This is a genomic window from Deinococcus taeanensis, from assembly GCF_020229735.1.
GTDB lineage: Bacteria > Deinococcota > Deinococci > Deinococcales > Deinococcaceae > Deinococcus > Deinococcus taeanensis.
The window spans coordinates 223,678-249,987 of sequence record NZ_CP083456.1; the positions used below are offsets into that span (position 1 = coordinate 223,678).

Sequence of the window (26,310 nt, forward strand, 5' to 3'; positions counted from 1 at the left end):
GTCGGACAGACCTGTGTGGAGGTGCTGGACTGGCGCCTGGACGTGAGGCAGTCAGACACCGCCTGAGCCGCGCCGCACAGGGGCCCGGTCAGCGCACCCTGGTGGGCGCCGCACAGCAGAGCCACGGACACGAGGCGTTTCGTGTGCCGGCGCCCCGCGGCTCTTGTCCCGGACCTTCATGCACGCCCTGAGGGTCGCCCTGATCAGGTCGACGGTGATCTCCTCCGGGTTGTCGACGCTCGGCGCGCCGTAAGGGTCGTGTCCGGGGGAGCACCGGCGGCGTCCATGGTGGACAACGAGAACAGCAGCTTCACCGGTCCGCTGGCCACCACGCTGTTCTACCGGCTGTTACCAGTGCCGGCCATGACGCCCGCGCCCTGCGAGAGAACGAGCAGGTCGCCGCACAACGCCGCGCAGACGCGCTTGTCCTCCTCGCCTGTGACGCCGCCCGGTCCGTCCGCGCCTGGTCCGGTCCCCGTGGAGGGTGGCGGTGGTGTGGGCGGCCAGGGCCGACAGCGCGCCGAGGGCAATCAGGATGTCAGGGCGTTCACCAGTGCGCCCTGGGCCTCAGATCACGGCTTCCAGCGCGACCGGCGGGAGCCTTCTGGTCGCCTTCACCGGTGCAGGGTCGCATTCCTCCGCAAGCAGCCGGCATCAGGGAGGGAGATGTGCCCGGCGGACACGTCCTCCTCCCTGCGGCTGACCTTCAGCTGCCGCCGACCGACAGGGCCCGCACGCGTACCGCCGGCATGCCTGTGCCGTACTGGGACCATTCGGGCGTGTCTGACACCGCTTCGACGTCGCGCAGCAGGTCCAGGATGTTGCCGGCCACGGTAAAGACCTCCAGCGGGTGGGTGACGTCACCGCTGTCCAGCCAGAAGCCTTCGGCTTCCAGACTGAATTCGCCGGTGTAGGGATGTGCGCCCGCGTGGCCGCCGGAGACGCCGGTGAGCAGCACGCCGGTGACGCCAGCGCGGATCTCGGCGGCCGGCGTGCGGCCGGGTTCGAGCAGCAGGTTGCTCGGCCCGACGCCCACCAGGCCCTGGTACCCGGGGCGGGAGGCGTGCCCGGTGCTCTGGGTGCCGGCGCGCGCGGCGGTCTGGGCGTTGTGCATGAACGCGGTCAGGCGCCCGGCACTGAGCAGCGTCAGGGGCGCGCTGGGACAGCCTTCAGCGTCGAAGGCACGTGAGTTGAGCCCGCGCGGCAGGGTGGGATCGTCCACCAGGGTGATCAGCGCGCTGCCGATGGTGTCGCCCAGCCGGCCGGCCAGCGGGCTTTTGCCTTCTTCCACCATCTTGGCGCTGAACATCCCGGCAAACAGGCTCAGCAGTTCGCCCAGGCACTCACCGCTGATGACGGCCGGGAACGTGCCGCTGGGCGCCGGGTGGGCGCCGAGCAGCGCCACGGACTTCCGAACGGCGTTCAGGGCGGTCTGGGTGGGGTCCAGTTCGGTGAACTCGCGGGTGAACTGCCAGTCACCGCGCATCTTGTTCTGCCCGTTCTCGCTGACCAGCGGCGCGACGAAGTGATGCGCGTACAGGGCCTTGAAGCCGCGGGAGAGCCCCTGGGTGTTGCCGACCAGGGTTTCGGAGTCGCTGTCGCCGTAGCCGCCGTAGGGCACGCTGGTCACCCGGGGGTCGGCTTCACGGGCGGTGCGCTCAAGCGCGATGGCCACCTGCACCTTCTGCTCGACCGTCACGCCGCTGAGGCCTTCGCCGTGCAGGTCCAGGCTGGGCGGCTCACCCCAGGCGACCAGCGCCGAGCCGGCTTCCGGCGCCACCAGCTCAGCGTTTTCCAGGGCGCTTTGCAGGGCGCGGTCAAGCGCGGGACGCGCGAGGTTCTCCGTGAAGCTGTACCCCCACGCGCCCCGCACCAGGGCGCGCAGTCCGACGCCCTGACGGCCGTGCAGTTTGAATTCGCTGACCTCACCCTGGAAGGCGCGGACGCTGGTGGAGGTGCCGCGCGTGGCGTAGACCTCAAGCGCCACACCGCGGGTCCGGGCGGCGCCCAGCAGGTACTCGCGGGCCTGCCCGATGGTGAGCTGTTCGGTGCTGGTGCCGGTCATGCGCGTCCTCCCACGGTGATTTCCGAAACGAGAATGTGAGGCTGGCCCACGTCGGTGGGCAGGGACCCGGACACGCTGCCGCACATGCCCTGGCCCAGGCGGAGGTCGCCGGCCACGCCGACGATGTTGAGCAGGTCCTGCGCGCCGTTGCCGACAAGCGAAGCGCCGCGCAGCGGCTCGGCAATCTCTCCGCCGCGGATCATGTAGGCCTCGTTCACCGCGAAGTTGTAGTCCCCGGTGCCGGGCGTGACGCTGCCGCCGCCCATCTTGCGGGCGTAGATGCCGTGCTGGACACTGCGGATCAGGTCGTCGGGGGTCTGGGTGCCGTTGTCGATAAAGGTCGAGCGCATGCGGCTGGCCGGCGCGAAGGTGTAGTTCTGGCGCCGGCCGGATCCGGTGCGGGCGTAGCCGGTGTTCAGTGCGCCCACCCGGTCGACCATGAATGACCGGAGCACCCCGTGTTCGATCAGGGTGGTGCGCTGGGCCGGCATGCCCTCGTCGTCCACATTCACCATGCCCCACGAGCCGGGAATGGTGCCGTCGTCGACGGCGCTGACACACTCGTGCGCGATGCGCCGCCCCATCTTGTCGGCGAAGACACTGGCGTTCTTCTCGACCGCGGTGGTTTCCAGGATGTGCCCGCAGGCTTCGTGGAAGATCACGCCGCCGAACGCGTTGCCGATCACCACCGGCAGCCGGCCGGCCGGCGCGTAGCCGGCGCGCAGCATGACGTTGGCGATGCGGGCGGCTTCGGCGCCGACGCTTTCCGGGGTCACGTCGTCATAGAATTCCAGGCCGCGGCTGGCGCCGGGCCCGTAGTGGCCGCTTTCTCGCAGCGTGCCGTCCTGGGCGATGGCGCTCACCATCAGCCGGGTCTGGACGCGTTCGTCTTCGGCCCACAGGCCTTCGCTGTTGGCGATCAGGACGCGCTGCACCCGGTCGAGGTAGCTGACGTCCACCGTCCGGACGTCGCCCACGCCAGCGGCCGCCCCGTGCGCGCGGCGCATCAGGGCCAGCTTGTCGCGCCTGGCGGCTGTCAGGGGATGCTCGCGGGCCACGTACAGCGGCGTGACGTCCACGCGGCGGAAGTCCAGGCCGCCGGCGCCGCTGCGTTCCACTTCGCCCTGCGCGCCGCGCGCGCTGGCCACAGCGCCGGCCAGGTCGCGCAGGCCGCTGACAGTGACGTCGTTGGTGTAGGCGTACACCACCCGGGTGCCGTACAGCAGCCGCAGGCCGGCGCCGAAAAGGTTTCCGCCGCCGGCGTCCTTGACTTCGCCCTGGTGCAGGCGCAGCGTCGTGTTGACGGTGTCCTCCACGAACAGTTCGGCGAAGTCGGCGCCTCCGGCGCGGGCGAGTTCCAGTACCTCACGGACCATGGTTTCGTCGAGCATCAGTCTCCTTCGTGGGCTTCACCGGGGGCCAGTGGCAGCGGCGATCCGGGAAAGCCCATCAGCGCCAGGGTGAACAGTTGGGCGCCACGTTCTTCGGATTGTTCCGCCTGGGCGATGGCGGCCCAGGCGGCGCGCAGCACCCGGTCGTAGGCGGCGGGCGTCAGGCGGGTGACCCGCGTGAGCAGCTGCGCGGCGTCGGGCGCGGCCGTTAATTCGACGTCCCGTGGGCCGGCGTCCAGGTCCAGCAGCGTCAACGCACGCCCTTCAGGCGCCTGACGCTGCGCGGGGGCGGTCAGGAAGGCGTCGGTGAGCGCAGCCAGCAGGGGCCGCGCCGCGCTGGCCCCCAGGGTGCCCGCCAGTTCAGGCGGCACCACGAAGCGCCGCGCGGCGGGCCGCAGCCGCTGGCCCCGTCCGGGGCCCGGGGCCGGGATCAGCAGGCCCAGGCGGCGCAGCCGCCCGACGTGATACGTCACGCGGGGCGCCGGTTCGCCCAGGCGGCGGGCCGCTTCGCTGGCAGTGGCGCCGCTGCGGAACTGGCACAGCAGGTGTGCGCCGTACCGGACGTCAAGCAGCGCGCGCAGCTGCGGGTCACTGCTGAGCACGAACATCCCGGTTGAAGGCACGCGCTTCACTGTGCGCCACAGATGCTTCAAAAAAAAGTGCACATCCTGAAACAGCGCCGTGACCGGCCATTTCGCTGAGGGGCCCGGTCACGGGAACGAACAGGGCTGAAGCGCGGGGCGCTGGTTTCAGCGGAAGGTCTGGCTCATCGCGTGGGCGTAACGCAGCAGGCCGTCACCCCAGCCGCCGAGAATGAACGTGCCCCGGTACGTGTCCGGCACGATGGTGTCGCTGTACCCCGCCACCTGCACGAGGTACACCAGCACCTGCGGGTTCACCTCACGGCGGTACGTCTGGATCAGCCTGGGCACGTCGATGGAGTGCCCGCCGCCCGGCCAGGCGTAGTCGCGGTAGGCGGCGGGGTCCTGGCCGAACAGCCCGCCGTGCCCGGCCTGCATGTCGCTGTACACGAACACGTGATCCCAGTGCTGCCGCTCCCGGATCGCGCGGTCCCAGAACAGCCAGATGCCCGTTTCGGTGCTCATACCGATGCCGTCCGCGAGCCGCTCGGCACGCTCGAGGGCCGGCATCACGCGGCCCTCGACGCGGAAGGTTTCCAGGTGGTCACCAAAGACACCCACGTGCCCTTCGTCGGCCCGGCGGGCCGTGAGCACCGCGCTGAGGTTGGCGATGGTGCTGACCTGCATCTGCCCCATGCTGGACGTGGCGGCGCCCTGCGCGCTGCCGCTGTTGTCGCACAGGCTCATCACCCGCCCCCGGAAGTGGGGCAGCGCGCCCAGGCTGACTTCCAGGGCGTCCTCGACAGCGTTCAGCACCTCAGCCGGCGCACCGGCGTCCTTCACGGCCCGGTACGCGCTGTAGTACCGGAACGGCAGCTGCCGGCCCGCGGCGGCCCCGTCGACCAGCGTGCGGGTGTAACGCTCAGGTGCCACGCCGTGCTGGACGAGGTTACGCAGGTTGCGCAGCAGGGCCATGTGGCCCATCACGCTCACGGCCTGCGCCCACTGCGCCGGGCCGCTGCCCCGCGCGCTGATCAGGCTCTCCCAGGTGTTCCCTTCGAGTTTCAGCTCGCCGCGCATCAGCGCGTCGATGGCGGGACTCCGGGCATGCACGAGGTTCACCACGTCGAGGGTCTTCACCGCCCGGCCGTCCAGGCGGTACTTCGCCAGGACGCCTGGGGGCAGCTGCTCCAGCGCCGCCTTCCAGGCTTTTTTCAGGCTGTTCGGAATCGGCTTGCCGAAGGCGCTCAGCTGGTAGGCGAGGCCGGTGGCCGGCTCGTCCGCGCGGCGCAGGACCTGCGGCGCGAACTCGCGGATCAGGCCGGTGCCCCGCACGGCCGCGTGATGAGCGGCGCGCACCAGAATGACCTGCGGCGTGACGCGGAGGTTCCACGCGCCGCGCAGTTCGGCCGCGAGGCGCAGGGTGCCTTCCGGATCGGCATTCAGGGCGGCGTCGATGGCCCGCTCGAGACGCTGGGCCGGTGTGGCCGCGCGGCTCTCCTGCGGATCCAGAGCGCCGAGCGTGGCGTTCAGGTGGGCCCGTTCCGCAGCGCCGAGGGCACGCCCATGTACGCGCCGCGGGCGGGTGTCCGCCGGATCCTGGGCGTAGTACATCGGCTCGCCGAAAAAGCAGCTGGCGGCCGTCACGCGCAGGACCTGCAGGGGATCGGACAGGTCGTAGGCTGGTCCGCCCATAAAGTTCAGGTGGGCGGCAGACGCGCTGTGCTTGCGGTTGAGTAGACCCATGGGCATGACCTCCTTGTCATGCAAGTGCACAGAAAAAGGCCAGTGGGAGAACGGCGCACTCCGGTGTGGTTTCTTTTCGGAAGAAGGAACCGGAGAACTCACTGCCCACTGGCTGGATTGAACGCCCGGAGAACATGTCGCGGCGGGACACAAAGTGCTCTGCCACTGAGCTACGCCTGTGGGCAGGCGGCAGGGATCGAACCCGCGACCACTCGATTAACAATCGAAGGAACCGCCGCTCTCACTGCCGGGCGAAGGGCAGTATGCCTGGAACCCGCTCCCTGTCGCCATTGGCGCTTTCGCGCAGCGGCGGTAGGCGCTTTGACGCACCGCTGCGCGGCATGAAACACCTGTCGGTTGCAGCTCACCGTGTCAGGTGGGCGGAGCCATGAGCCGTGTCGTCAGGTGTTGCTGGTCGGCCCGGGAGAGTCCGAAGGCCTCGAGGTACGCCGCGGTCCCACCCCAGGTGGTGTCGAGATGCTCCAAAGCGCTGAGGATGTCCTGTTCTCGACTGACCAGAAACGTTTCCAGCCGCGCCCGTTTCTGAGGATCTGCCTGGCGGGCCAGCAGCGCTGCATACAGGTCCCCCACCTGCTGATCGGTCTGCGCATAGTCCGCCGCAATCTCTGCACGCGCGGTCCCGGCCAGTTCAAGTGCCAGTGCGACGACCAGACCGGTCCGGTCCTTGCCCAAATGGCAGTGAAGCAGGATCGGTCCTGGAGGAGCGTCGTGGATGGCGCCAAAGATGGTCACGATCTGATTGGCACTGTGATCGAGAATCGCGCGGTAGTGCTCGCCATTGGTATTCGCCGCCTGAATGGCGGTGTTGAGCGTCCGGTTCCGGTACGGCAGCAGCGGCAGGTTGAGGTAAGAGGGCGCGCCGACAAAGGGGGCCGGATGAAGGCGCCGCTCTTCCCGATTCCTGAGATCAATGATCCGGCCCGGCCCGGTGGACAAGAGCTGGGCCCGACCAGGAGGGGTCAGGAAAGCGAGGTTCGCGCTGCGGATCAAGCCGGGCAGCACCCACCGGGTGTTGACGCTTCCCTCCCAGGGGAGCGTGCGTTCAGTCGTGAGTGGCACACCGCATGATGCCTTGCCCCGGCGGGAGAGGTCGACGCCGCTCATTCCAGTAGCCGGGACTGGCAGGCTTTACAATAAGTGACTCTCCACAGTGCGGGTCCTTTCAGTCTTTGCGGCGTCCCTGGCGGGGGACGCATAAGGCGGCCCTGCAAAACGGCGCTGGCCTGGACTGCTGACGTGAAACCCTGCAAAGCGCCGAAGTGCTGTCACGGAAACCGACAAAAAGGTGCAAGGTGCAAGGTGCCACGTAACATTAGGATCCATCCTGCGCGGACACATAAATGTGCAACGGGCGCCTGGGTTGCGTTGCACAGATGTCGATGCTGGGCACGGAAATCAGGACCTGGTGACCAACAGAAGTGCACTTGAGAAAACACCAGACCGGAGGGTCTGGTGTCGGTGGTGGAGATGGGCGGAGTCGAACCGCCGTCCGAAGACTCGTTGCGTTGGTCTCTACGAGCGTAGTCCCTGGTTTAGATCTCAGGTCTCAGACGCGCAGGGACACGCTTCTTTTGACCCCAGCGCCTTAAGTTTCGCTTGCGCTCAGGTGCGTCGGCTCAAGCTAGCCATCTTTTGTAAGTTCGCAGGACGCCAATGGCCGGGCTTCCTGGTCACTGCCTCACTTAAGCAGCGAGGGCGAAGTTGCTGTTGTTGCCAGTTAATGGCTTGGTCGATGATTTTCGAGGCCCACGACCATCCTCGGCTCGCAACGTCCCGCTCGGCAATCCCCGTCGAAACCGGGTCATCCCCATTGGGAAAAGCAGTCTAGCACAAGCCGCAGGCCAAATCGAGGGCCAGGTCACGAAGGGCCGGCACTTTCCCGGTCCACCTGCCGCTCCGGGTGAGGTACGGCCTCACGGCTCCGCACGGAGACAGAGGCGCGCTGAAAGCGGCCCCGTGAAGCGGCCACAGGTGAACCTGGCGCGGGCGCCCCGCTGACCGGGCGCATACCGGGGAGGTCCGCGCCACTGGAGACTGGTCCGGGCCGCCGTGAGGGGGGCGCGCCTCCAGCAGGCGCGGCAGTGGCTGATCCCCGCCTGGGCTGAGCGGCTCCCGCGCGGCGTCGCCGCTCAGTCCAGCCAGCGCCGGGTGCCGACGAACCCCAGGTCCGCCCGGTACCGGGGCAGGTCCGCGTCACCGGGGAAGTCCGCGTCACGCTGCGCCGCGCGCAGGCGCCGTTCCATCGCCGCCCGCGCCTCCAGGAACAGCAGGTTCAGCTGCAGCACCTCCTCCCAGTCCGTCCACGCGATAACCGCTTGCACCGGCGCCGGCAGAACAGCGCTTTCGCCGGGCGAGACCCTCACCGTGGCCTCCTGGCGCACCGCGTGCCCTTCGTCCCTCAGATTCACCCCCTCACCGGGCGCCAGCTGCGCGAGCGCGCGCAGCAGCCCGGGATCATCAGCGTTGCCCTGCAGCCATGACGCGTTGAGAAACCGCTCCGCGGCGCGCAGGGCAGCCGGGTGCCCGCGCTCACAGCTCAGCCGCAGGCGGTGCGGGCCGTACCGGAACAGATTGGCGGTGCGGGTCCCGGTCGGCCGGCCCGTCCACCAGACCGGCTGACGGTCCTCCGTCTCGAGTTCCAGTTCCACGACCTCCCCGGGCTCCAGAACTGTTCCGGCCGGCACCTCGCGGCCGGCCTCGAGCTGCGCGGTCCACAGCGGTGCGCGCGGCACCGTGGCGAAGGCAATCTCAAGGAGCCTGACGCCCTGAAGAACCGGATCCAGGCTCAGCATGGCCCTCCGCGCGGGACGGACGGGAACCGGAGACGAAGGAGAGCGGCGCGCACACGAACGTTCCAGGGGGACACGGCCCATCGTACCGGGTCCGTTTCCGCGTGGGCGCGGCACCTGTGCCGCGTGAGGACATCCCGGCGGGCACCGCGGCGTTGACCCCGGCCTTCATTCTTGCTTTCCGGTATCTGTGACCCGCGGCCGCGTTGATGTACCGTATCCCTGCCGGGAGGGCGGGCCGTCCCCGCCCGCGGCGAGGGCCGCGACCTGGCTGCGTTGTGCACGTGCGCTTTGCACGTCCCAAGGAGTGTCCGATGCGTACCATCTTTCCTTCCGTCTCCCTGCTCGCCCTGACCCTTCTGCTCGCGGCCTGTTCGCACCCCGCCTCACCCCCGCCGTCCGGCGGCGGCACGGACAGCCCGCCGGTGGTCGCGCTGCCCACCGGCCGGATTCTGACGGTTGGGCCCGGCAAGGCCTACCTGACCGTCCGCGCGGCGGTTGCCGCCGCCCGGGACGGGGACACGGTCCGGGTGGATCCGGGCACGTACACCAACGACTTTTTCGAAGTGAACACCCGGATCACCATCGAAAGCGCCAGCGGCCTGGCGCGCCTGGTGGCGACCGTGGCGCCCCCGAACGGCAAGGCGATCATCACCACGAATACGGATGTCACTCTGCGCGGCCTGGAACTGACCGGCGCGAAGGTCGCCGACCGCAACGGCGCCGGCGTGCGCTACCAGGGGGCAACCTCGTGATCGAGGACAGCTACCTGCACGACAACGAAAACGGGCTGCTGGCGGCCAGCGCCCCGCTGGGCAGCATCCGCATCACCCGCACGGAGTTCGCACACAACGGCCTGGGCGACCCGGGGCAGACCCACAACCTGTACGTCAACGAGGTCGGGCAGCTGACGTTCGACCGTAGCTATTCGCACAGCGCCGTGGTGGGGCACGAATTCAAAAGCAGAGCGCGCAGCACCACCATCACGAACAGCCGCCTGTTTGACCTCGACGGAACAGCGAGCTACAGCATCGACGTGCCCAACGGCGGCAACCTGACCGTGACGGGAAGCGTGATCGAACAGGGCGCGGGCAGTCAGAACTCCGCGATCATCGCCTACGGTACGGAGGGGCTGCTGCGCGAGGGCCGGACCGTCACGGTTTCGGGCAACACGGTGGTCAACCGCCGGTCTAATGCCCTGGGCTTCCTGAATCCCGGCAAGGTGCCCATGACGGTCACGAACAACACGCTGTACGGCCTGACCGTGCCGCAGTTCCTGAACGGCACCACCGGCACCACCACCGGCAACGTGGTGACCACGGCCGCGCCGGCCCTGGACACGTCTCACCCCTACACCCGCTGACGCCGCGGCGCGCGGCCCGGACAGGCCCTGGCCCCGTCCGGGCCGGCCCCGCCGGCGTGCACACGCTGGGACCCGTCTTGGGCAGCTTCGCCGGCAGCGCCGTGACCACACCCGGAAGGAGAAGCGCGCACCACGGCAACGCCGGAACTACGGTCTGCGCGCACCCTGCCAGTTTGAACGCAGGAGGAACGCGGGCGCTTGAGCAGGTTGGCCAGCGGCGGCGCGGACCACCTGGATCTGACGGACACGGATCGAGACGTCACGCGCGTTGATGCCGCCGCCCGGGGCGGTCGCCTGGCTTCAGGCGGCACGCTGCCCGGGGTTCGGCGGCCACGCCCGCATTAAACTGACCGGTTGTCACCAAAGTGTCAGAGGCAAAGGCGCACCCTGACCCTGGAGGGCCCCGGTCACCCATGCCTGAACGAGACGTTCCACCTGACCATCAGCCCACCGCAAACCACCGGGCCGTGTTGCTCCGCATCCTGCCGCTCGCCGCGCTGGCTTCGCTGATCGCCGTTCTGCTCGAACCCCGCGCTCAAGAAGCCGCCCCGTTCGATCTGGTGGCCTATCCGCTGGCGCTCGGCGGCGTGCTGGGCCTGTACGGCGCCCTGCTGCTCCGCCCGGCGATCACGGCGCTGGTGGCGGACACCCTGGTGTGGGGGTTCAGCGCGTTTTTCCTGCTGAAACTGACGTTCCTGATGTTCGTCAACCACTCCGCCGCCCTGATGCTCGCGGACCTGAGTGAATCGTTCTTCTGGACGCCGGCGCTGTTTCTGCTGACCTTCACGACCAGCAACCTGCGGCGCAGCCAGGCGGTCAACGTGGGGTTCCTGTGCAGCCTCGCGGCGCTGTCGTGCGCCTACCTCCTGACCAGAAGCGAGGCGCCGGACGCGCGGATGCTGAGCATGCTCGCGCAGCTGAACTTCGCCAACCTCGCGTGTTTCCTGCTCACCGGACTGATTCACCAGATGGCGTGGCGGCAGGTGAGCACCGCCGAACGCGCCCGGGCCCTGGAGCAGCTCGCGCACACCGACGCCCTGACCGGCCTGCCGAACCGGCGGTCGTTCGAGCAGAGCCTCAGGGCGCACCTCGCCGCCACAGCCGCGCCGATGACGGTGCTGTTCTTCGACCTGAACGGCTTCAAAGCCATCAACGACCGGTACGGGCACGAGACGGGCGACCTGGTGCTCGCGTGCATCGCCGAGCGGCTGCGGGCCACGTTCCGCAGCGGAGAGGTGTTCGCGCGCCTGAGCGGCGACGAGTTCGCCGGGCTGATTGCGAGCGCCGATCCGGCGGTCGTCCGGGCAGTGCTGCGGCGGGTGGAGGACCTGCTGGCCGAGCCGATCACCGTGAGCGGCGCGGTCCTGACCGTCTCGGCCAGCGCCGGCACCAGCGAGTACCCCCGTGACGGTCAGGACGTGATGGCGCTGCTGCGGCACGCGGACGCCAGGATGTACGCCGCGAAACGCGCCAGCCGCTGAGACGGTCACGACACCCCGGGGCCGCCTGGAGACTGCGCCCCGCGGCGGCCCGTGTGCAGCGGGCAGGGCCGGTTCGCCGGGCGTGACCCTCCTGCGTAGCGGCAGGCCGCGCCACCAGCGTCCGCAGAGCGAAGCGCCTCCCGCGCCCGGGCCGACCCGAGCCCGGTGCGGGCCGGCGGCACCCACGGTGGCCGCGCCCAGAGGCACGCCTGAACACTCCGAGCGGGCTGGGGGCCACCCGTCAGGCGTGGTGGGCGGCCGTGACGCCGGCCTGGCCGCTGGCACCGTGGCCTCAGGACGCTGCGCCGCTGCCGGGCTCACGGTGAGTGCGGCCGCCGTGGCCGGGCGGTGACCCTCCAGTGCAGCGCCTCCCTGCGACAGTGGCTGCCGCCTGCAGACCGGCCGGGCGCGTGTCAGGAGCTGTCGGGGCGCGCGCCGACAGTGAAAGGCACATCGCCCCGGCCACGCTCACCGTGAGCCCGCGGCGGTGCGTCCGGCTTCACGCAGCCCACCGCACTTTCTTTTCTCTGCCTTTCCTGCCGCCCCGTTCCGCGGCGGACGGTGGCCTCATGCCTGTCGCCGGAAAGGAGCGTCGATGCCCATTCCTTTCCGTTTTGCCGCTGTTGCCCTGCTGCTTGCCGGTCTATTCGCGCCGGCCGCGCCGGCCCGCCTGGTTTCTGCTGCGCCCGCACACGCCGTGCTGGCCGGTGACGGAGCTGGCACCGGCGGAGGAACAGCTTGAGTCCCGCTGGGTGCGGCGCTTTAGGATGCGCGCGTGGCGCCACGATCTTCGCAGCACGAAGCCCCCTGGGACGAGTCCATCACCGCGCTGCTGGACGCCGGGCAGTGGGACGCGGCCGTGCGGACGATCACCCAGGCGTTCACGCACGCGCGGCAGGCCGCGAGGTTCGGGCAGCTGCTGACGTGGTTCGAGCAGGTGCCCGCGGCGGCACGCGCGCAGAGCGGCGCCGTGCGGCTGCACCTGCGCCTGCTGGGGAACATCCCGGGCGAACCGGACCTGGAGCGCGTGGCGCGCGCGTACGCCGCTGAGCCGGCCGCCGCGCCGGTCGCGCAGGTGTGCCTCGCGTGGGTGCACGCGCAGCGGGACCGGTTCGCGGAGGCCCTGGCCAGCGCGGACGCGGCCCTGCAGCGTGAAGCGGAACTCACGCCGTTCGACCTGGGGCTGGTGCTGCGGGCGCGCGGTATGGCCGGGCAGCGCCTCGGACGCCCGGCCTGGGAGGACGATGACCACCGGGCGGCGCAGCTGAGTGACGGCCGGGTGCGCGGCGTCACCCTGATGGAGTACGGCAGCCTGCTGCTGTACGGCGACGGGCACGCGCGCGGCATGGAGGCGCTGGGGGAAGCGACCCTCGCGCTGCGCGGCGATGACCTCGAAGGCTGGGTGCTGAGCAGCAAGGGGTACGCGCACCTGCATCACGTGGACCTGGACGACGCGCAGGCGTGCTTCGAGGCGTGCATCGCCCTGCGTGAGCGTTTCCGGCCGCATGGGCAGACCGGGCTGGCGGCGGTGCTGCGCGCGCGGGGCGAATGGGACCGGGCTGAGGCGCTGTACCAGCAGGCGATCGCCCTCGCGGCGCGGCAGGAGCACACGGAGCGTGAACGGCAGGCGCGCCGCGGCCTGGGCCACACCGCCCGCATGCGCGGTCAGCCGCTGCGGGCCATCGAGTGGCTGTCGCAGGCGGCCGTGACGGTGCCGGCCGACCGGGAGAGCGGCGCGTCCTGGGTGAATGTCGATCTCGCGGCGGCGCACGTGTCGTTGCCTCGGGTGGACGCTGCGCGCGTCCTGGACCTGCTGGGGCGCACCGGCCCGCTGTCCGGGGAGGACGCTGACCGCGCGGCGATCGTCCGGGCAGAACTGGCGCGGCGTCAGGGGCGCCCGGACGAGGCGGCCGCGTTGAACCGGCCCCTGAACCGCCGGATGCTGTGGACGCGCGAAGAGGCCACGGCCCTGCCGGACCTGTTCGCGCTGCTGGGGGCCGACGCGCCGGAGCCGCTGGCGCGCCCGGAACGCCTGAGCGTGGACGTGCGCGCCGCCGGGTTCGGGGAGGTGCACCTCAACGGCCGGCGGCTGAACCTGCCGCTGCTGCCGCTCGTGGCGCTCGTCGCGCTGCTGGACGCCGGCGGCACCCTGGACGCCGAGTCCCTCGCGGCGGCCGTGGGGGACGGTCAGCCCCGCGGCCGCCGGCAGGCGGCGCAGCGGGCGACCCGCGCGGTCAAGCAGCTGCGCGGCGCGCTGGGCTGGCCGGACAGCGTGACGCACGCGGCGGGGCGCTACACGCTGGACCCGGCGGCCGCGTGGTCGTACGACGTGGTGAACCTTCAGCGCGCCGGTGAGCCCGTGCCGGCGTTCCTGCGGGGCGTGCACGCCTTTCCGTGGGTGATGGAACGCGAGCAGGCCCTGCTGTTCGGGGACGATGACCTGAGCGACTGACGCCCGCTCAGCCGCGCACCTGGGGCGTCCGGTCGAAGCGGGCGAGCGCGTCGCGGAGTTCGGCGAGCCACGCGCAGCGCACCTCCGGGGGGGACAGCACCTCGGCCCGGGCGCCCCAGCTGAGCAGAAACGGCATCAGTTCGCGCGGCAGTCCGGCGTCATCGACGCCCGCGCGGAACTCGAGGTCCACGAAGCCGTCCCCGCGGATCAGGGTCGACTGGGGGAAGCCGCCCTCGAGGACGCGGTAGGCCGCCTCCGGGTCGAAGCGGACGGTCACGGTGACGCTGTCCTCACCGCCGATCACGCCCCAGGCGTCCGAGAGGTACGCCTGCGGGTCGAAGTGCGGGTCGACGTCGTAGCGGTCAGCGAGCAGGTGCAGGTTGCTCATGCGGGCGAGCTTGTAGGTGCCGACCGTGCCGGCGGCGCGGTTGAGGCCGATCACGAACGGCGCGAGGTTCGTGCGGCTGATCTCCACGAAGTACACGCCCAGTTCCAGGCCGGTGCGCAGGATCCCGTTGCGCTCGCGGTGATCGAAGCGCAGCACCTGCCCGTCAAGCCACGCGGCGGCGACAAGTTCCATCTGCCGGTCGGTGAACACCCCCTGCCCGCCGGAACGGATGCTGGCGTTCAAGGTGTGCCGCACGCGCTCGGGCAGCGCGAGCGACAGGGTGTGCAGGGCGCGGCGGTCGTGCCCGCCGAGCGCCGGGGAATGGTGGTGCGCCAGGCGCAGCGCGGTGTACGCGGCGAGCACCTCGGCGGGCCGCAGCAGGGTGCCGTTGCGCGGAATGAAGTACAGCCCGGGCGTGTCCTCCTGGACGAAGTGCCCCATGGCGCGCAGGGCCTCAAGGTCCCGCTGCACGCTGCGCTGGCCCACGCCGAACGAGCGGGCGAGTTCGGCGGTGGACTGCGGGCGGGCCTGCAGCTCGGCAAGCAGCGCCGTGAGCCGCTGGGCTTTGTGCCAGCTGCGGGGGGCTTCGGGCGCGTCGTGCTCTGCATAGGCGGTCATGCGCCGAACGTACGGAACAGCTGACAACACACTGACGCTCAACTATGAAAAAAGACGCGTCAGGCCAGTCATCTGAAGTTGATATATCAAGGAATCTGCCACACGGCCGACAAGGTTCAGCCCAGGGCACACCAACCGGAACAGGCGGCGCCCGCACCGGCCGCGGCCGGTCGCCAGCGCCGACAGGAGGACGGCGCCGGTCCCCTGGTCGCCACTCGCAGACGAGAAAAGAGCGGCTCGCGGGTGGGTTCACTGGGCACGGCGCAGTCGCCACTGCCTCCCCGCAGGGCCCTCAGAGAAACCCCCGGTCCCCCGCAACGGTGCGCCCCTCCCGGGCCGCGCCCAGGTGGCTTTACACTCCCGGGATGACCACTTCCCGTCAGCCGTCCCGGGGGATGTGCCGCGCCTGCGGCTATGTCGGCACCAAAGCCAGCATGACGAAGCACCAGGCCGGGTGCGCCTTGAGGCAGGCGGCGGACGGACCGACCCATGACGTCTGGCGCCTGCGCGTCAGTGGCGCTGATCTTCCGGCGTACTGGCTGGACGTTGAAATGCTGCCCGGGGCGACCCTGGACGACCTCGACCGCTTCCTGCGCGACATCTGGCTGGAGTGCTGCGGTCACCTCAGCAGTTTCACCATCGGTCCGCAGTTCGGCCATGACTGGGAAGCAGGCCCAGCGTCCAGACGGACCAGGCAGCCTCCGCTGGCCGGACTTGGCCTGCAGCCTGGTGACAGGTTCGGCTATACCTACGATTTCGGCAGCAGCACCACCCTGACCGTTCAGGTCCAGGCCTACGAATCCGTGAGCGGGAACGCGGCCGACAAGGTCAAGGTGCTCGCGCGGAACCTGCCACCGGTCCTGACGTGCACTCGGTGCGGAAAACCAGCCCGGTGGGTTCACACCGGGGAAGCGGACGCAGCCACCGGCGGCCCGCTGCTGTACTGCGGCGTCCACGGCCGGAGAACCCGCGACGAGCAGCTACCGGTCGTCAACTCCCCGCGCATGGGGGTCTGCGGGTATGAAGGCCGAAGCGACGAACACGGGCCACCTGCGTCACCCGGACTGACCGGCAAGCCGGACCCTGCCCACGCGACGCGGCCGACCCGCGGTCCAGGTCAGGACGTCACCCGCCTGGAGACCCTGAGCCTCCTGGACGAGGACCTTGATCAGGAGGTGCTGGCCTATGTCCAGACCCTGCCGCTGCAGGCGAACACCGTCTGGATGGTCGCCGTTCAGGAGCTGCCGGACGTGCTGCCCACAGCCGAGGGCCTCTCGGCTGTGGTCCTGGTGGTGGACGCTGCGAGCGGGCAGATCATGACAAGCGAGGTCACGGGCGAGATCACGGCGCAGGTCGTGCAGGAAATCGTGCTCGGAACGATGCTGGCCCCTGAGGCAGCTGGCCTTGAGCCGCAGCGGCCCGGTCAGATCTTCACCCTGGACGCGGCGCTGGCCTTCTCGCTGCACACCGCGCTGGCCGCACTGGGCATCAGGGTCGAGCGGCGGGACGATCCTGAGTTCAAGGCCCTGCTCGCCCGCCTGAGCGCAGAAGTCAGCGCCGAGATGCGGGCCCTGGTCGACAGCCAGCGTCCGCAGGCGTTTCTCCAGGACGTGCCTGACCAGGATGTCCGGGATCTGGTGGAGACCTTCGCGCGCTTCATGAAGGCAAAGCCCTGGCAGACCTTCGCGCCAGACAAGCCGCTGCGGGCAAGCTGGACCAACCCGGACGGCACGGGCAGCCAGCTGTACGCCACCGTGCTGGGCGACCTGGGTGAGGTGCACGGTCTGGCCCTCTATCCTGACTGGCTGACCTACAACAAGCATCTCCTGAACAGTTTCAACCCTGAACTGGTGCTGCTGGCCACCGGGGGCCTCGAAAGTCTGACCTTGAGCCGGCGGGACGAGGTGCACCCGGACGACTGGGAGCGGCTCCGGGCAGCTGGACTGCCGGCCCGCGCCAAAGCTGGCCCGGCGCTGGCCCGGGTTGGCCAGACGGGCACCGAGCGGCCCACCTGTGCGCTGCGGCCCCTCACCGCCGTGCTGAACATTCTGTCGGCGCGTGCGGAACGCAGCTCACGCGCCGTGACGTCCCTGAACGCTGACCTCGGCGGAATCCGCGTGAAGTATCCCGCGGATCCACGTGATGAACTCAGCGCGCAAGACCGCAGAGGCAGCATCGAACTGCAGGTGAGGAGCAGCGTCGGCCCCTTCACGGATGACGGGGTCGCCGTCCTGACCGGACCGCCAGAGATGCTGGTGAGAACGGCCCTTGCCCAGGCCCGACGTCTGCTGGAGCAACCGGCCGCACCAGGCCGACACGTGTACCTCCCCTCTCACCTGGAGTCCGCTGCCCAGGTTCTGGAGGACGGCGGCATCTTTGGGGACCTGCATGTGCGCGTCTGGGAGAGCCGCCCCAGCAGCCCAGCACTCACCCTGGCCCACCTCACGGCCCTGGGGCCACTGGTCGACGGTGGACTCGCCACCATTGAGGTCAGGACCCGCCCGGCGGAGGTGGACGGCCTCACCGTGGCGTTGCGGCCGGTTGACCCGGAAGAGGGTCAGGCCTGAGCCCGGTGCGGCCCGGCGCGACTGATGAAGCAGGCAAAATCGGAGGGGAATCCGGTCTGGCGGCACTGGACCCCTCGAACCGGGGCGCAGGCGGGACCAGCGGGACCCTCCAGAGCGCCGGATTCAAGAGCGGCGCTGCGCCACCTGCCCGGACGGGCGGTCACCCGTCAGACCCCACCCTCGCCCTGGGAACCCACGTAGGCAGGTGAAGCCCAGGCAGACACGGCGGGCCACCCAGGCGATCACCGGCAGGCGAGAGCCCCCGGCGGCCCCACGGGCGGCGCCTGGACGTCACCCGACTGCCGGGCAGTGCAGCGGCTGGTCACGGCGGCCATGGTCCGGCCCCCCTGGCCGTGACGCCCGGGTGGACCCACCGGTGCGCCAGACCTGCGTCACCGGCGTCAGGGCAGCCTCAACTGTCACGTTTCCCCTCCTGATGACGGGCGTCAAGCTGGTGGCTGACCTGCTGCATCACCTGCCACGCCACGCTGCTCGGTGAGAAGCCGCCCGGGTGCATCACGAACGGCACATTCTTGGCGCGGGCCACGTCACGCAGGGCAGAGTGCGCGTGACCCATCCACCGGATCGCCAGAATCACGAGGGCGGTGTCCGCCGTGACGTGCGCCTGGGCGTGCGTGCCGTGGGCGTACGCGGCGCTGCTGATCCAGTCGAGTTCGCGCAGCGCCAGGGCGCGCACGAGCGACGCGTGGTGTTCCGCACTGCGGACGCTACCGAGCAGCACCACCCGCTGACCCTGAAGCCTCGCCCGCGCAGCAAGGACATGCGCCGGTTCGTTCTGCAAGCCTGGCAGCGCCGGGGCAGCGGGGACCGGCGGAACAGAGGGGGGTTGGGCAGGAGGGTCAGCGGACCGCCTGGGTGGCCCGTCCGGGGCCGGCGGCTCCTCGCCGAGCAGACGCTCCGCTTCGGTGAGCGCCTCCAGGCACTCGTCGTTCAGCTGCCTGAATGCCCCGTTGGTAAGGGGCAGCGCGCGGAGCGGTCCGAACTGGGCAAAGTACCGTTCGAGAACGCGTTGCTCCGGCAGGCGCAGTCCCGCCCGGCGGACGGTGGCAAGGAGGTGTCCGGCGGCGCGGGTGATGAGCGCCCCGGCCCTGGCCTGCCAGGTGGTCCAGGCCGCCGTGTCCCGGAGTTCCAGCAGCAGCAGGCTGCGCAACACAGTGTCGAGTTCGCCGCGCAGGTCGTGACTGACGTTGCCTCTGGGCTGTGTCGCGTCCCACGCCCACAGGGGATCGACCCCACTGACCTGCGCGGCGAGCTGCACCATGGGCGGGAGGTTCATGCCAGGCGCGCGGAAGGTGCTGGTCAGCCCCTGGAGGCTCAGCAGGATCAGCCGGACCTGGAGGGTTTCGTCCTGCTCGGGTGTGACGCCGGCCGCAAGGTCCCGGTCCAGGGCGTCAAGCGCCTGCCAGAGCGACTCGAGGTGGCGCTGCTCGGCGGCGGTGGGTGCGCGCAGTCGGTCGTGCCGCAGCGCGCGCAGCAGGCGCCGGGCCGCGCGCACGTGACCGCCGAGGTGCCCGGTCGCGCCGCGCCGGAAGCGCTGGGCGAGCGGCAGGGTGGGTGAACCCAGCGCCCGGTGCAGTTGGGCGTGCCAGCCGCGCAGGGCGTCTGCCGCGGTCTGGTCTTCCCCGGCGTCGCGCAGCGACTGCGCCCAGCTCAGCAGCAGGACCTGCGCCGTGTCGAGAACGCTGATCAGCGGAGCGTTCTGCAGCCGGTCGCGGCCGGTGACGTGCAGCAGCAGCAGCGCCGCGTTCCGCCCGGCTTCGTCGCTGGTCATGGCCAGCGCGCGCAGGGCCTGCGCCTGCGCGAAGCGCGCCGGGTCCAGGGTTGCGGGCGGGGTCAGGGCGGCGCGGCTGGGATCGAGGGGGTCCTTGCGCAGCGGGGGCGTCCGGTACCCGGCCCAGGTCAGGCGCTGCGCCGCCTGGGCGCCCGCCGGACGGTTCACCTGCGCGGCGGTGTCCAGGACCATGGCTACGGCCTGCGCGAACTCCTCCGGCAGGAGCGGCACGTTCGGCAGGGCGCCGCCGCTCGCGGTCTGGATGGTGGTGACGCGCCGCATCACCCCCTCGCCAAGAGGACTGAGCAGGTCCAGGGTGGCCGCGAGGTCCCCGATGAGTTCGAGGAGCGGGGCGTCCGGCTGCGCGGCGTAGGCGTCGAGGCCGACGGCGAGCGCCTGCCCGAGCAGCACACTCTGGATCACCTGTTCCTGCTGCCGGACCTCCAGGGACTCGTCGTGCTCGGCCCGGTCCATCTGCTGGTCGAGCAGCGTTTCAAGCGCGCGCAGGTAGGGCAGCAGCAACGCCGGATGAGCGGTGACGCCGCCGGGCGGATCGCGCGCGTCCACGTCCCACGCTCCCGGCTGAATCCACAGGGTGGAGGCGGGGCCCGGCAGGAGACGGCCGTCGGGCATGCGGAGTCGGGCCATACCCTCAGTATGGCCCGGGCGGGGTGCTGCTTTGCCTCTCGGCCAGCGGCGCCCATAGTTGGAACGGCGGACAGAACCAGCGCATGAACGGCATATGGAGGGTCAGCAGAGTGGCGGGGCGCGGGGGCTGCTTCGCCGCTGGTTCGCGCTGCTCTTAACGTTAAGAGCAGAACCTGTGCAGGGTGCGGAGTCCATCAGGCGACGCCAGGCGGCAAGTCATGAGCTGATGGGCCCTCCCGCCGGGTCCGCACAGTGACAACACGCCGCGTCAAGGCCATGCGGATCTGCCCCAGTGCGGACCTGAGAACTCTGCACCGCGCTCTGGTGGAGGTGGCCTGAAAGCAGCGGCTGGAACACGACGTGAGCCTGACCCAGTGAGGACAGCGTCAGCCGCCACGCCGGGCGTCCCGGCCCATCAGGCGGTTGCCCGGTCACCGTGCTCCGGGTCTCCCCCACCCCACAGAAACGCCCAGGTGACAGGACACCCCTCCTGGTGAGCGCGGGTGAGCACCGGTCTGTCCCGGCGGCGCGGTGAAGTCGCTTCCACCGCACGTTTTCGGCACCGCCCGGGGCGCCTCCGGCGCCAGGCAGGACGGCCAGGTCCCGTCCCGCGCCCATCCGAGGGGTGGTGTGCTCTACGCAAGCGCCCGAGCGGCCTGACTTGAAGGGCTGTCCGGCCAGTGTGCCCGCAGCGCGCCTGGAAAGCGTTTGAGCCGGGGCGATGGCAGGGGAAGGTCCCACCCGTCCAGTTTGTGGAAAAGATCGGCCGCTCACCCGTCCAGTTTGTGGAGAATGACGCGTTTTCACCCGTCCAGTTTGTGGGAAACGGGCGGAGCGGCCACCCGTCCAGTTTGTGGAGAATGACGCGTTTTCACCCGTCCAGTTTGTGGGAACATGCCCGTCCAGTTTGTGGAGTATAGACAGGACTGTACCGTCCAGTTTGTGGAATACCCTCCCCTGCTCACCCGTCCAGTTTGTGGAGGTTCACCCGTCCAGTTTGTGGGGTTCGGCCTGAAAGAGCCTGTGGCAGCGCGGTATGCACCGGCGCCCTGAAGAAGATCTTCTATATGTTTTTATTATTTTTTCTTTTGTCTTTGAACAAAGAAATCTTCTTCAGATACGCGGTTTTGCTGTGTTACGATCAACTCATGACCGCCACCGAACTGGTTCTCAAATCCACGTTCGATGACCTGAATCTGGCGGAAGCGTCTCTGATCTCGTGTCTGACCCGCCTGAAACCCGGTGAGAACAGCTGGCGGCACAGTTTCGTGATTGCCGGCCGGTCGATGAACGTGGAATGCCTCGGCAACGCCTACGGCTTTCCACACGGGTCGGACAGTGACGTGATGGTGCTGCTGACCAACCTGTACCTCGAGGCAGGAAAACCGGCCGACAACAGCGTGCAGTGCACGGCGTACACCCTGCTCAAGCGGCTGGGGCGCAGTGACAGCAGCCAGAACTACCGCATCCTGCACGACAGCCTCACCCGGCTGTCCGGCACCATGTACAAGATTTCCGGGTGGCTGGATCAACCTGGAGGAAGCGCGCGGCGCGTGACCTTCCGCTTCATCGAACGCATCGAGGAGATCCAGAACAACGTCTCGAGTCTCAACCTGCAGCCCTTCGGGTCGGGTACGCAGCTGCGGATCACGCTTGACCAGCAGGTCGCCTCGTCGCTGCATTCGCCGCGGGTACGCACGTTCGATTTCGAGTTCATGCTGAAACTGCCCGGGAGTCAGAGCCGCATGCTGTTCCGTCTGCTCGATACGCTGTGGTTCAGCGATCCGCAGGCCTCACGTAGCGGCGTTCTGGAGTTCGGCGTGGTGGAGCTCGGCAAACTGCTGCGATTGACCAACCTGCGCCCGGACAGTATCCGGCGCACCATCATCCCGATTCACCAGGAGCTGATTGCCAGTGAATTTCTCAAGGATGTGGAGTTCGTCGGCCGCGGCGCTGGCCAGCAGGTGCGGTACGTGTTCAATCCGCAGCGGCCCGACTATCCGCTGAGCGCTGAGCAGCTCGAACTCGTGGGCAGAATCGCGAACATGGACGTCCCGAATGCGCAGGCCCGGCACTACGTCCGCAAACTGCCGACCGACCGGGCCCGCGAACGGATTCAGCTGGCCGAGCAGATCCTGGCGGCCACGACGACCTTCCGCAAGGGCCGGGGCGCGTACGCCTGGGACATCCTGCAGGATGAAAGCGGCAAGTATGCCGCTCCGGCTCACAGGACGGCCGTGAAGGCCCTGGAGGCGACCCCTTCGCGCCGTGAGTCCAGTCATGTGGAAGCGGAGGCTCAGGAGGCCTTTGAGGCGCAAAAGGCGCGCGCGCTTCTGCTGACACCCGCTGAGCAGTGGGAGGCGAGCCGCTCATCGCTGAAACTGCTTCTGGGCAAACCCCTGGGCGCCGCCCGCTGGAAAAGCCTGGAGCAGCGTTGCCTGTCGGGCCGGTTGTCGGCAGAAAGCATCCTGCGGGACGCCAACCGCGCTATGGCGGGCCTGACCATTCAGGACTTCATCACGCAGCTGAGCCAGGCCCTGGACGCCGACTGACCACCGCGGCCCTCCAGTCGGGCGGTCACCAGATCGTTGGGGGGAACCCAGGCCACAGCCGGTCACCGGCTCCACCCGTCCAGTTTGTGGAGTTTCCCGGACGGCCACCCGTCCAGTTTGTGGAGTTTCCACGGGAGGTCACCCGTCCAGTTTGTGGAATTGAGCCTTCAGGGAAGAAAGCCGCGTCTGGCAGATCACCCTCTGAGACGCCAGCGGGACATGGTTCGAGCCCCAGCCACGCGCACGTGGCCAGCATGGACCAGTGGTGGGTCGGCCGATACGGCCTCGGGACCGGGCCGTACGAACACCAACTGGCTGAGCACCTGCCCACAGCCATGACGACGCACGCCACGCGGGCTGAAGCGGCCACCGCACTGGAGCGCCCGAAGACCCTGCAAGTGACGGACGTGGCGGCCATGCGCGGCTTGTTCTCCGAGGTGGACGAGCTTGTCTTTCAGGCCTTCGGCCGGCTGGATCAACCGTTCGAAGTGATCAGGCCCAGCGGTCGACGGACTGTCGTGACGCAACGCTGGGTGCTGATCGCCCAGATGACGCATGAGTTCCATCACAAAGGGCAGATGCTGGCGTGTGGACGCGCCGTGGGGTCCTCCGTGCCGGATGACACCGAGACGGATCTGGTGCCGCCGTATCGTCACGGTCCCAGAGGGAGATACGCTAGCCGTTTTTGTGGGCGCCACCGCACACCGGTTGACGACGCGCAGGCCGGATCACCGGAGCGAAGGGCCTGTTCACCGGCGAAGCAGCGCTGACAGGCCGCTTAGGGACGTGTGCCAGAAACCGAAGCGAGGTTTCCCCGTCCAGACAGACTGGTTCCCAACCCAGGCTTCACGGGGGCGGGGCCCCCGTGAAGCGGACGTCAAGGCTCGGCGTCATTCCGCCTCTGCCCACACCGCCGCACACAGCTGTGGGACCCTCTATTCTGTGACGAGGGACGGTGCCCTTTTTATGGATGCTCCCGACTGGGACGCCTGGAACCGGTTTGTGCCGCGCGGTCACACGCCCCACTGGCCTTATCTGCTGAGCCTAGGAGCGGCTGAAGGTCGGCGCGGGCGTTGAGGTCTGTCATTCCTGATTCCGGACGCCTTCGACTCCCTGCGGCGCCCCGGGCGTATGAGTCTCCTCTGGGGAGTGCCAGGAAGCATGAGGTTCCCAGGATGCCGGAGACCTCGTGTGAGCCGGTCGACAAAGTGGATGTCGATGGGGAGGAACCCGGGGGGCGCGTACGCCTCCGCGTTCCTCCTTATGCCCTGTGGGGGCGAGACACGCGCATCACCGCCGTTCAGGCAGACCCTGACGGAGTGACCCTCCTCGAGTATGGCTTTGAGGATCATTCCGCTGATGGCACAACGGTTGCCCAAACCGCGCGAGGGGAATGGGCGGGGGTGTCCGTGACGCTCGCGGAGACCGGAAATCACAACCTCACGGCGCTGGCTGCTGAGGCGGGGCGCTACGGTCTGCCGTTCATCGACGTGCGTTTGCGTCGTCAGTTGACCGGCGCGCAGGCGCAGTGGCCCGCGCCACTCCGCCAGGCCGTTGAGGCCACTGGTGCGCAGCAGGAGACAGGTTCGTCGTCAGGCCGTCACAAGGTGGGTGATGGCCGGTTGGGTCAGACGCGTCAGAGCAAGTGGCAGGCGCCGAGGAGTGAACAGTCAGTCATGATGGGGCAGTCAACGCCGCGGCTGGGCCAGCGCCAGATTCGGATGTTCTTTCGACCTGAAGTCCACATACCGTGCCATGCGCCGTGACGGACGCGACTGTCCGGCCACTGGTCCGATGGACAGAGCCTGTTGACCGGGTCGGGGCCGCCTTTGCTGGGAAGTGGGCGCTGTGGCGCCTGCTGAGGGCCCCACCTGCCTGATGGAGGTGGGCGCGGACCACCGGCCCGTGCCCTGACTACCGGTAAGCCAAGCGGGCCATCAGGCAGACAGCTGCGTCGCTCTTAACGTTAAGAGCAGACAGACAGCTGCGGTACTCTTAACGTTAAGAGCGGGACTCTTTTGGCTCAACACCGCTGCCGAGAAGAGTCGCGAGCTCTTTGAGCAGCTTTTCGGCCCGGGCACGCTCGCGCTGTCCCAGTTGCGCCACGCGCCGGTCGTCGAGCAGTCGCCGCACCTGGGCCACAGGGCTCTCGGGCGCAGGCGCAGTCCGGCTCGCCAGCGTGATGTCCCGGACGCTCAGGTTCTCCTCGAGGGTCCGGCGCAGCAGCTCCGCCCGCCGCCTCTCGTCCTTGACCCGTGACAGCGCCGCGGCGCGGGTGTACTCCAGGTGTCCCTGGCGCATCAGGGTCAGGAGTTCCGGGGCGAAGCGCAGCACCCCGGCCTTGTTCGTCGCAAAGGACCGCCAGGATCCCCGGCCGACCCGTGAGAACACCTGGTCGAGCTGCGCCACCACAGCCGGGTCCGGTGTGCGGCGCTGGGCATGCAGCAGGGGAATAACTTCAGCTTCGGTGACGCCGAGGTCCCGCGCGATGATGGTCAGGGTCGCCTCCACCTCATCAAGGGGGTTGAGGTCCTCACGCTGCAGGTTCTCGAGCGCTGCCATGAGGTCGGCGTCGGTGTCCGGCACGTCCCGGACTGTGGCCGGAATCTCCGTCAGGCCGGCGAGCTTCGCGGCCCGCAGGCGGCGCTCCCCCGCGATGAGTTCATAGCGGTCCCCAGCGGGGCGCAGCAGCACCGGCTGCAGCACCCCCTGCGCCTGGATGCTCTGCGCCAGGGACGCCAGGCTGGCCTCGTCGAAAAAGCGGCGGGGCTGACCCGGGCGCACCGTGATGCGGTCGATAGGAACGGCGTTCGCGTCGGCAGGGGAGACCGCGGCGCTGACGGAACCCAGCAGGGACCCGAAGGCGTCGGCGCGGCTCCGTTTGGTGGCTTTAGACACGGGCAGGCACCCCCAGGGCTTCAAGCAGCTGGGAGGTCACTGTTTCGATCTCCTGCGCGGCGGGGCTGCGCCGGGCGAATTCCGGCAGCGGCTCACCGTGCAGCTGCGAATCCGGGTACAGCGCCGGCCGGTACGTCAGCGGCGTGCTGATCGGGGCGAGGTGACCGAACTGTGCGCGCAGCTGCGCCAGACTCTCGCGGCTGTGGTTGGTGGTGTCGTTGTACTGCGTGATCAGGATCATGGCCATTTTCAGTCCGGGGTTCGCTTTGCGGAAGCGGCCCAGCATCTGCACGACCGTCGACAGCCCCTTGAGGCCTTTGCCGCTGGCGGGCGCAGGCACGACCACGTACTGCGCCGCCATGACGGCCAGGGCACTGAGCTGCCCGAGGCTGGGCGGCGGGTCGATCAGCACGAAGTCGTACTGGCCGGCAAGCGGCTGAAGCGCTTCTTTCAGGCGCAGCACGCCCATCAGTTGACCGGGCAGCATCGGTTCGATCGTGGCGACGTCCAGGTGACCGGGAATGAGGTGAACGCCGTGCACGGCCACCGGCGCAGGCAGGGCGAGGTCAGCGTCGTCTTCGGCAATCACGGCCGGGTAGAGGGTGTCCTCGAGTTCGATCTCACGGAGCGTGCCGCCGGGCGCGTTCAGCTGGCGGACCCCCAGCCAGTCGGTGAGATTGGCCTGCGGGTCGGCGTCGATCAGCAGAACCCGGAAGCCTCGCCGCCCGAGCGTGAACCCGATGTCACGTGCGCTGCTGGATTTGCCCACGCCGCCGGCATGGTTGAAGAACGTGATCACCTTCATGTCCTGCCATGCTACAGCCTGCGCGGTCCGTCCGGCCGCGCGGTCCACCCCCCCAGCCCGGACGCCGGTGAGGGCGGGCCGGTTCACCGTCTGTGGTGCTCAGGCGCGCACGGCGGTCCGGGCGGGCCACCCGGTGGCCAGCAGGACTTCGAC

Annotated in this window: 18 protein-coding genes and 1 other RNA gene; 8 read left to right on the forward strand and 11 right to left on the reverse strand. The window is 69.4% G+C overall.

Features of this window, described 5'->3' with window-relative positions:
- Nucleotides 1-706: 706 nt before the first annotated feature.
- From LAJ19_RS14770 to LAJ19_RS14800, 7 genes are all read right to left on the reverse strand, one after another.
- Nucleotides 707-2,065: a TldD/PmbA family protein gene (locus tag LAJ19_RS14770; RefSeq protein WP_225523280.1), complete on the reverse strand. Its 1,359-nt coding sequence runs from the start codon at nt 2,063-2,065 to the stop codon at nt 707-709.
- Nucleotides 2,062-3,456, reverse strand: a complete 1,395-nt coding sequence (locus tag LAJ19_RS14775; protein ID WP_225523281.1) for a TldD/PmbA family protein — start codon at nt 3,454-3,456, stop codon at nt 2,062-2,064. Before LAJ19_RS14775 ends, LAJ19_RS14770 begins: the two co-directional genes overlap by 4 nt.
- Entirely contained in the window at nt 3,456-4,079 is a 624-nt protein-coding gene (locus LAJ19_RS14780) for a helix-turn-helix domain-containing protein (RefSeq protein WP_225523282.1), read from the reverse strand. Before LAJ19_RS14780 ends, LAJ19_RS14775 begins: the two co-directional genes overlap by 1 nt.
- A gap of 126 nt (nt 4,080-4,205) precedes the next feature.
- Complete coding sequence (locus LAJ19_RS14785) at nt 4,206-5,807, reverse strand: TROVE domain-containing protein (protein WP_225523283.1); 1,602 nt, start codon at nt 5,805-5,807, stop codon at nt 4,206-4,208.
- A 348-nt stretch (nt 5,808-6,155) separates the two neighbouring features.
- On the reverse strand, nt 6,156-6,908 hold the full coding sequence (locus LAJ19_RS14790) for a tyrosine-protein phosphatase (protein WP_225523284.1): 753 nt from the start codon (nt 6,906-6,908) through the stop codon (nt 6,156-6,158).
- 355 nt (nt 6,909-7,263) lie between these two features.
- Nucleotides 7,264-7,613, reverse strand: a transfer-messenger RNA (tmRNA) gene (ssrA, locus tag LAJ19_RS14795).
- Nucleotides 7,614-7,933: 320 nt separating this feature from the next.
- Entirely contained in the window at nt 7,934-8,596 is a 663-nt protein-coding gene (locus tag LAJ19_RS14800; RefSeq protein WP_225523285.1) for a hypothetical protein, read from the reverse strand.
- Nucleotides 8,597-8,907: 311 nt separating this feature from the next.
- Between LAJ19_RS14800 and LAJ19_RS14805 the strand changes: the two genes are divergently transcribed.
- The 4 genes from LAJ19_RS14805 to LAJ19_RS14820 all read left to right on the forward strand — a co-directional run bounded on the left by LAJ19_RS14805 (nt 8,908) and on the right by LAJ19_RS14820 (nt 13,889).
- Nucleotides 8,908-9,348 carry a right-handed parallel beta-helix repeat-containing protein gene (locus LAJ19_RS14805; RefSeq protein ID WP_225523286.1) on the forward strand — a complete coding sequence of 147 codons (441 nt, stop codon included), beginning with the start codon at nt 8,908-8,910 and terminating at the stop codon, nt 9,346-9,348.
- Nucleotides 9,345-9,956, forward strand: a complete 612-nt coding sequence (locus LAJ19_RS14810) for a hypothetical protein (protein WP_225523287.1) — start codon at nt 9,345-9,347, stop codon at nt 9,954-9,956. The genes LAJ19_RS14805 and LAJ19_RS14810 overlap by 4 nt, the downstream gene beginning before the upstream one ends.
- A 413-nt stretch (nt 9,957-10,369) precedes the next feature.
- Nucleotides 10,370-11,437, forward strand: a complete 1,068-nt coding sequence (locus tag LAJ19_RS14815; protein WP_225523288.1) for a GGDEF domain-containing protein — start codon at nt 10,370-10,372, stop codon at nt 11,435-11,437.
- Between the two features lie 775 nt (nt 11,438-12,212).
- On the forward strand, nt 12,213-13,889 hold the full coding sequence (locus LAJ19_RS14820; protein ID WP_225523289.1) for a tetratricopeptide repeat protein: 1,677 nt from the start codon (nt 12,213-12,215) through the stop codon (nt 13,887-13,889).
- Nucleotides 13,890-13,896: 7 nt separating this feature from the next.
- Here the strand turns inward: LAJ19_RS14820 and LAJ19_RS14825 are convergent, their stop codons facing one another.
- Entirely contained in the window at nt 13,897-14,895 is a 999-nt protein-coding gene (locus tag LAJ19_RS14825; protein ID WP_225523290.1) for a helix-turn-helix transcriptional regulator, read from the reverse strand.
- A gap of 365 nt (nt 14,896-15,260) precedes the next feature.
- Here LAJ19_RS14825 and LAJ19_RS14830 point away from each other — a divergent pair, with 365 nt between their 5' ends.
- The gene (locus LAJ19_RS14830; protein WP_225523291.1) at nt 15,261-17,462 is read left to right on the forward strand and encodes a plasmid pRiA4b ORF-3 family protein; all 2,202 of its coding nucleotides are present in this window, start codon (nt 15,261-15,263) and stop codon (nt 17,460-17,462) included.
- Nucleotides 17,463-17,874: 412 nt separating this feature from the next.
- Here the strand turns inward: LAJ19_RS14830 and LAJ19_RS14835 are convergent, their stop codons facing one another.
- Entirely contained in the window at nt 17,875-19,902 is a 2,028-nt protein-coding gene (locus LAJ19_RS14835; RefSeq protein ID WP_225523292.1) for a hypothetical protein, read from the reverse strand.
- A gap of 1,148 nt (nt 19,903-21,050) precedes the next feature.
- On the opposite strand from LAJ19_RS14835, the gene LAJ19_RS14840 reads away from it, so the two are divergent.
- From LAJ19_RS14840 to LAJ19_RS14850, 3 genes are all read left to right on the forward strand, one after another.
- Entirely contained in the window at nt 21,051-22,454 is a 1,404-nt protein-coding gene (locus tag LAJ19_RS14840; protein ID WP_225523293.1) for a replication initiator protein A, read from the forward strand.
- 254 nt (nt 22,455-22,708) lie between these two features.
- Nucleotides 22,709-23,224 (forward strand): DinB family protein, encoded by a 516-nt coding sequence (locus LAJ19_RS14845; RefSeq protein WP_225523294.1) that lies wholly within the window; start codon nt 22,709-22,711, stop codon nt 23,222-23,224.
- 549 nt (nt 23,225-23,773) lie between these two features.
- Nucleotides 23,774-24,220: a hypothetical protein gene (locus tag LAJ19_RS14850; RefSeq protein WP_225523295.1), complete on the forward strand. Its 447-nt coding sequence runs from the start codon at nt 23,774-23,776 to the stop codon at nt 24,218-24,220.
- 235 nt (nt 24,221-24,455) lie between these two features.
- On the opposite strand, the gene LAJ19_RS21710 is transcribed toward LAJ19_RS14850, so the two are convergent.
- A complete protein-coding gene (locus LAJ19_RS21710) occupies nt 24,456-25,352 on the reverse strand; it encodes a ParB/RepB/Spo0J family partition protein (RefSeq protein ID WP_255639854.1) in 897 nt (298 codons plus the stop codon).
- On the reverse strand, nt 25,345-26,157 hold the full coding sequence (locus tag LAJ19_RS14860; RefSeq protein WP_225523296.1) for a ParA family protein: 813 nt from the start codon (nt 26,155-26,157) through the stop codon (nt 25,345-25,347). The genes LAJ19_RS21710 and LAJ19_RS14860 overlap by 8 nt, the downstream gene beginning before the upstream one ends.
- Between the last annotated feature and the right edge of the window lie 153 nt (nt 26,158-26,310).

Excerpts from the sequence above, each read along its gene's own strand:
- LAJ19_RS14770 (WP_225523280.1), bottom strand. The coding sequence starts at position 2,065 with ATGACCGGCACCAGCACCGAACAGCTCACCATCGGGCAGGCCCGCGAG.
- LAJ19_RS14775 (WP_225523281.1), bottom strand. The coding sequence starts at position 3,456 with ATGCTCGACGAAACCATGGTCCGTGAGGTACTGGAACTCGCCCGCGCC.
- LAJ19_RS14790 (WP_225523284.1), bottom strand. The coding sequence starts at position 6,908 with ATGAGCGGCGTCGACCTCTCCCGCCGGGGCAAGGCATCATGCGGTGTG.
- LAJ19_RS14800 (WP_225523285.1), bottom strand. The coding sequence starts at position 8,596 with ATGCTGAGCCTGGATCCGGTTCTTCAGGGCGTCAGGCTCCTTGAGATT.
- LAJ19_RS14805 (WP_225523286.1), top strand. The coding sequence starts at position 8,908 with ATGCGTACCATCTTTCCTTCCGTCTCCCTGCTCGCCCTGACCCTTCTG.
- LAJ19_RS14815 (WP_225523288.1), top strand. The coding sequence starts at position 10,370 with ATGCCTGAACGAGACGTTCCACCTGACCATCAGCCCACCGCAAACCAC.
- LAJ19_RS14825 (WP_225523290.1), bottom strand. The coding sequence starts at position 14,895 with ATGACCGCCTATGCAGAGCACGACGCGCCCGAAGCCCCCCGCAGCTGG.
- LAJ19_RS14830 (WP_225523291.1), top strand. The coding sequence starts at position 15,261 with ATGACCACTTCCCGTCAGCCGTCCCGGGGGATGTGCCGCGCCTGCGGC.
- LAJ19_RS14835 (WP_225523292.1), bottom strand. The coding sequence starts at position 19,902 with ATGGCCCGACTCCGCATGCCCGACGGCCGTCTCCTGCCGGGCCCCGCC.
- LAJ19_RS14840 (WP_225523293.1), top strand. The coding sequence starts at position 21,051 with ATGACCGCCACCGAACTGGTTCTCAAATCCACGTTCGATGACCTGAAT.
- LAJ19_RS14845 (WP_225523294.1), top strand. The coding sequence starts at position 22,709 with ATGGACCAGTGGTGGGTCGGCCGATACGGCCTCGGGACCGGGCCGTAC.
- LAJ19_RS14860 (WP_225523296.1), bottom strand. The coding sequence starts at position 26,157 with ATGAAGGTGATCACGTTCTTCAACCATGCCGGCGGCGTGGGCAAATCC.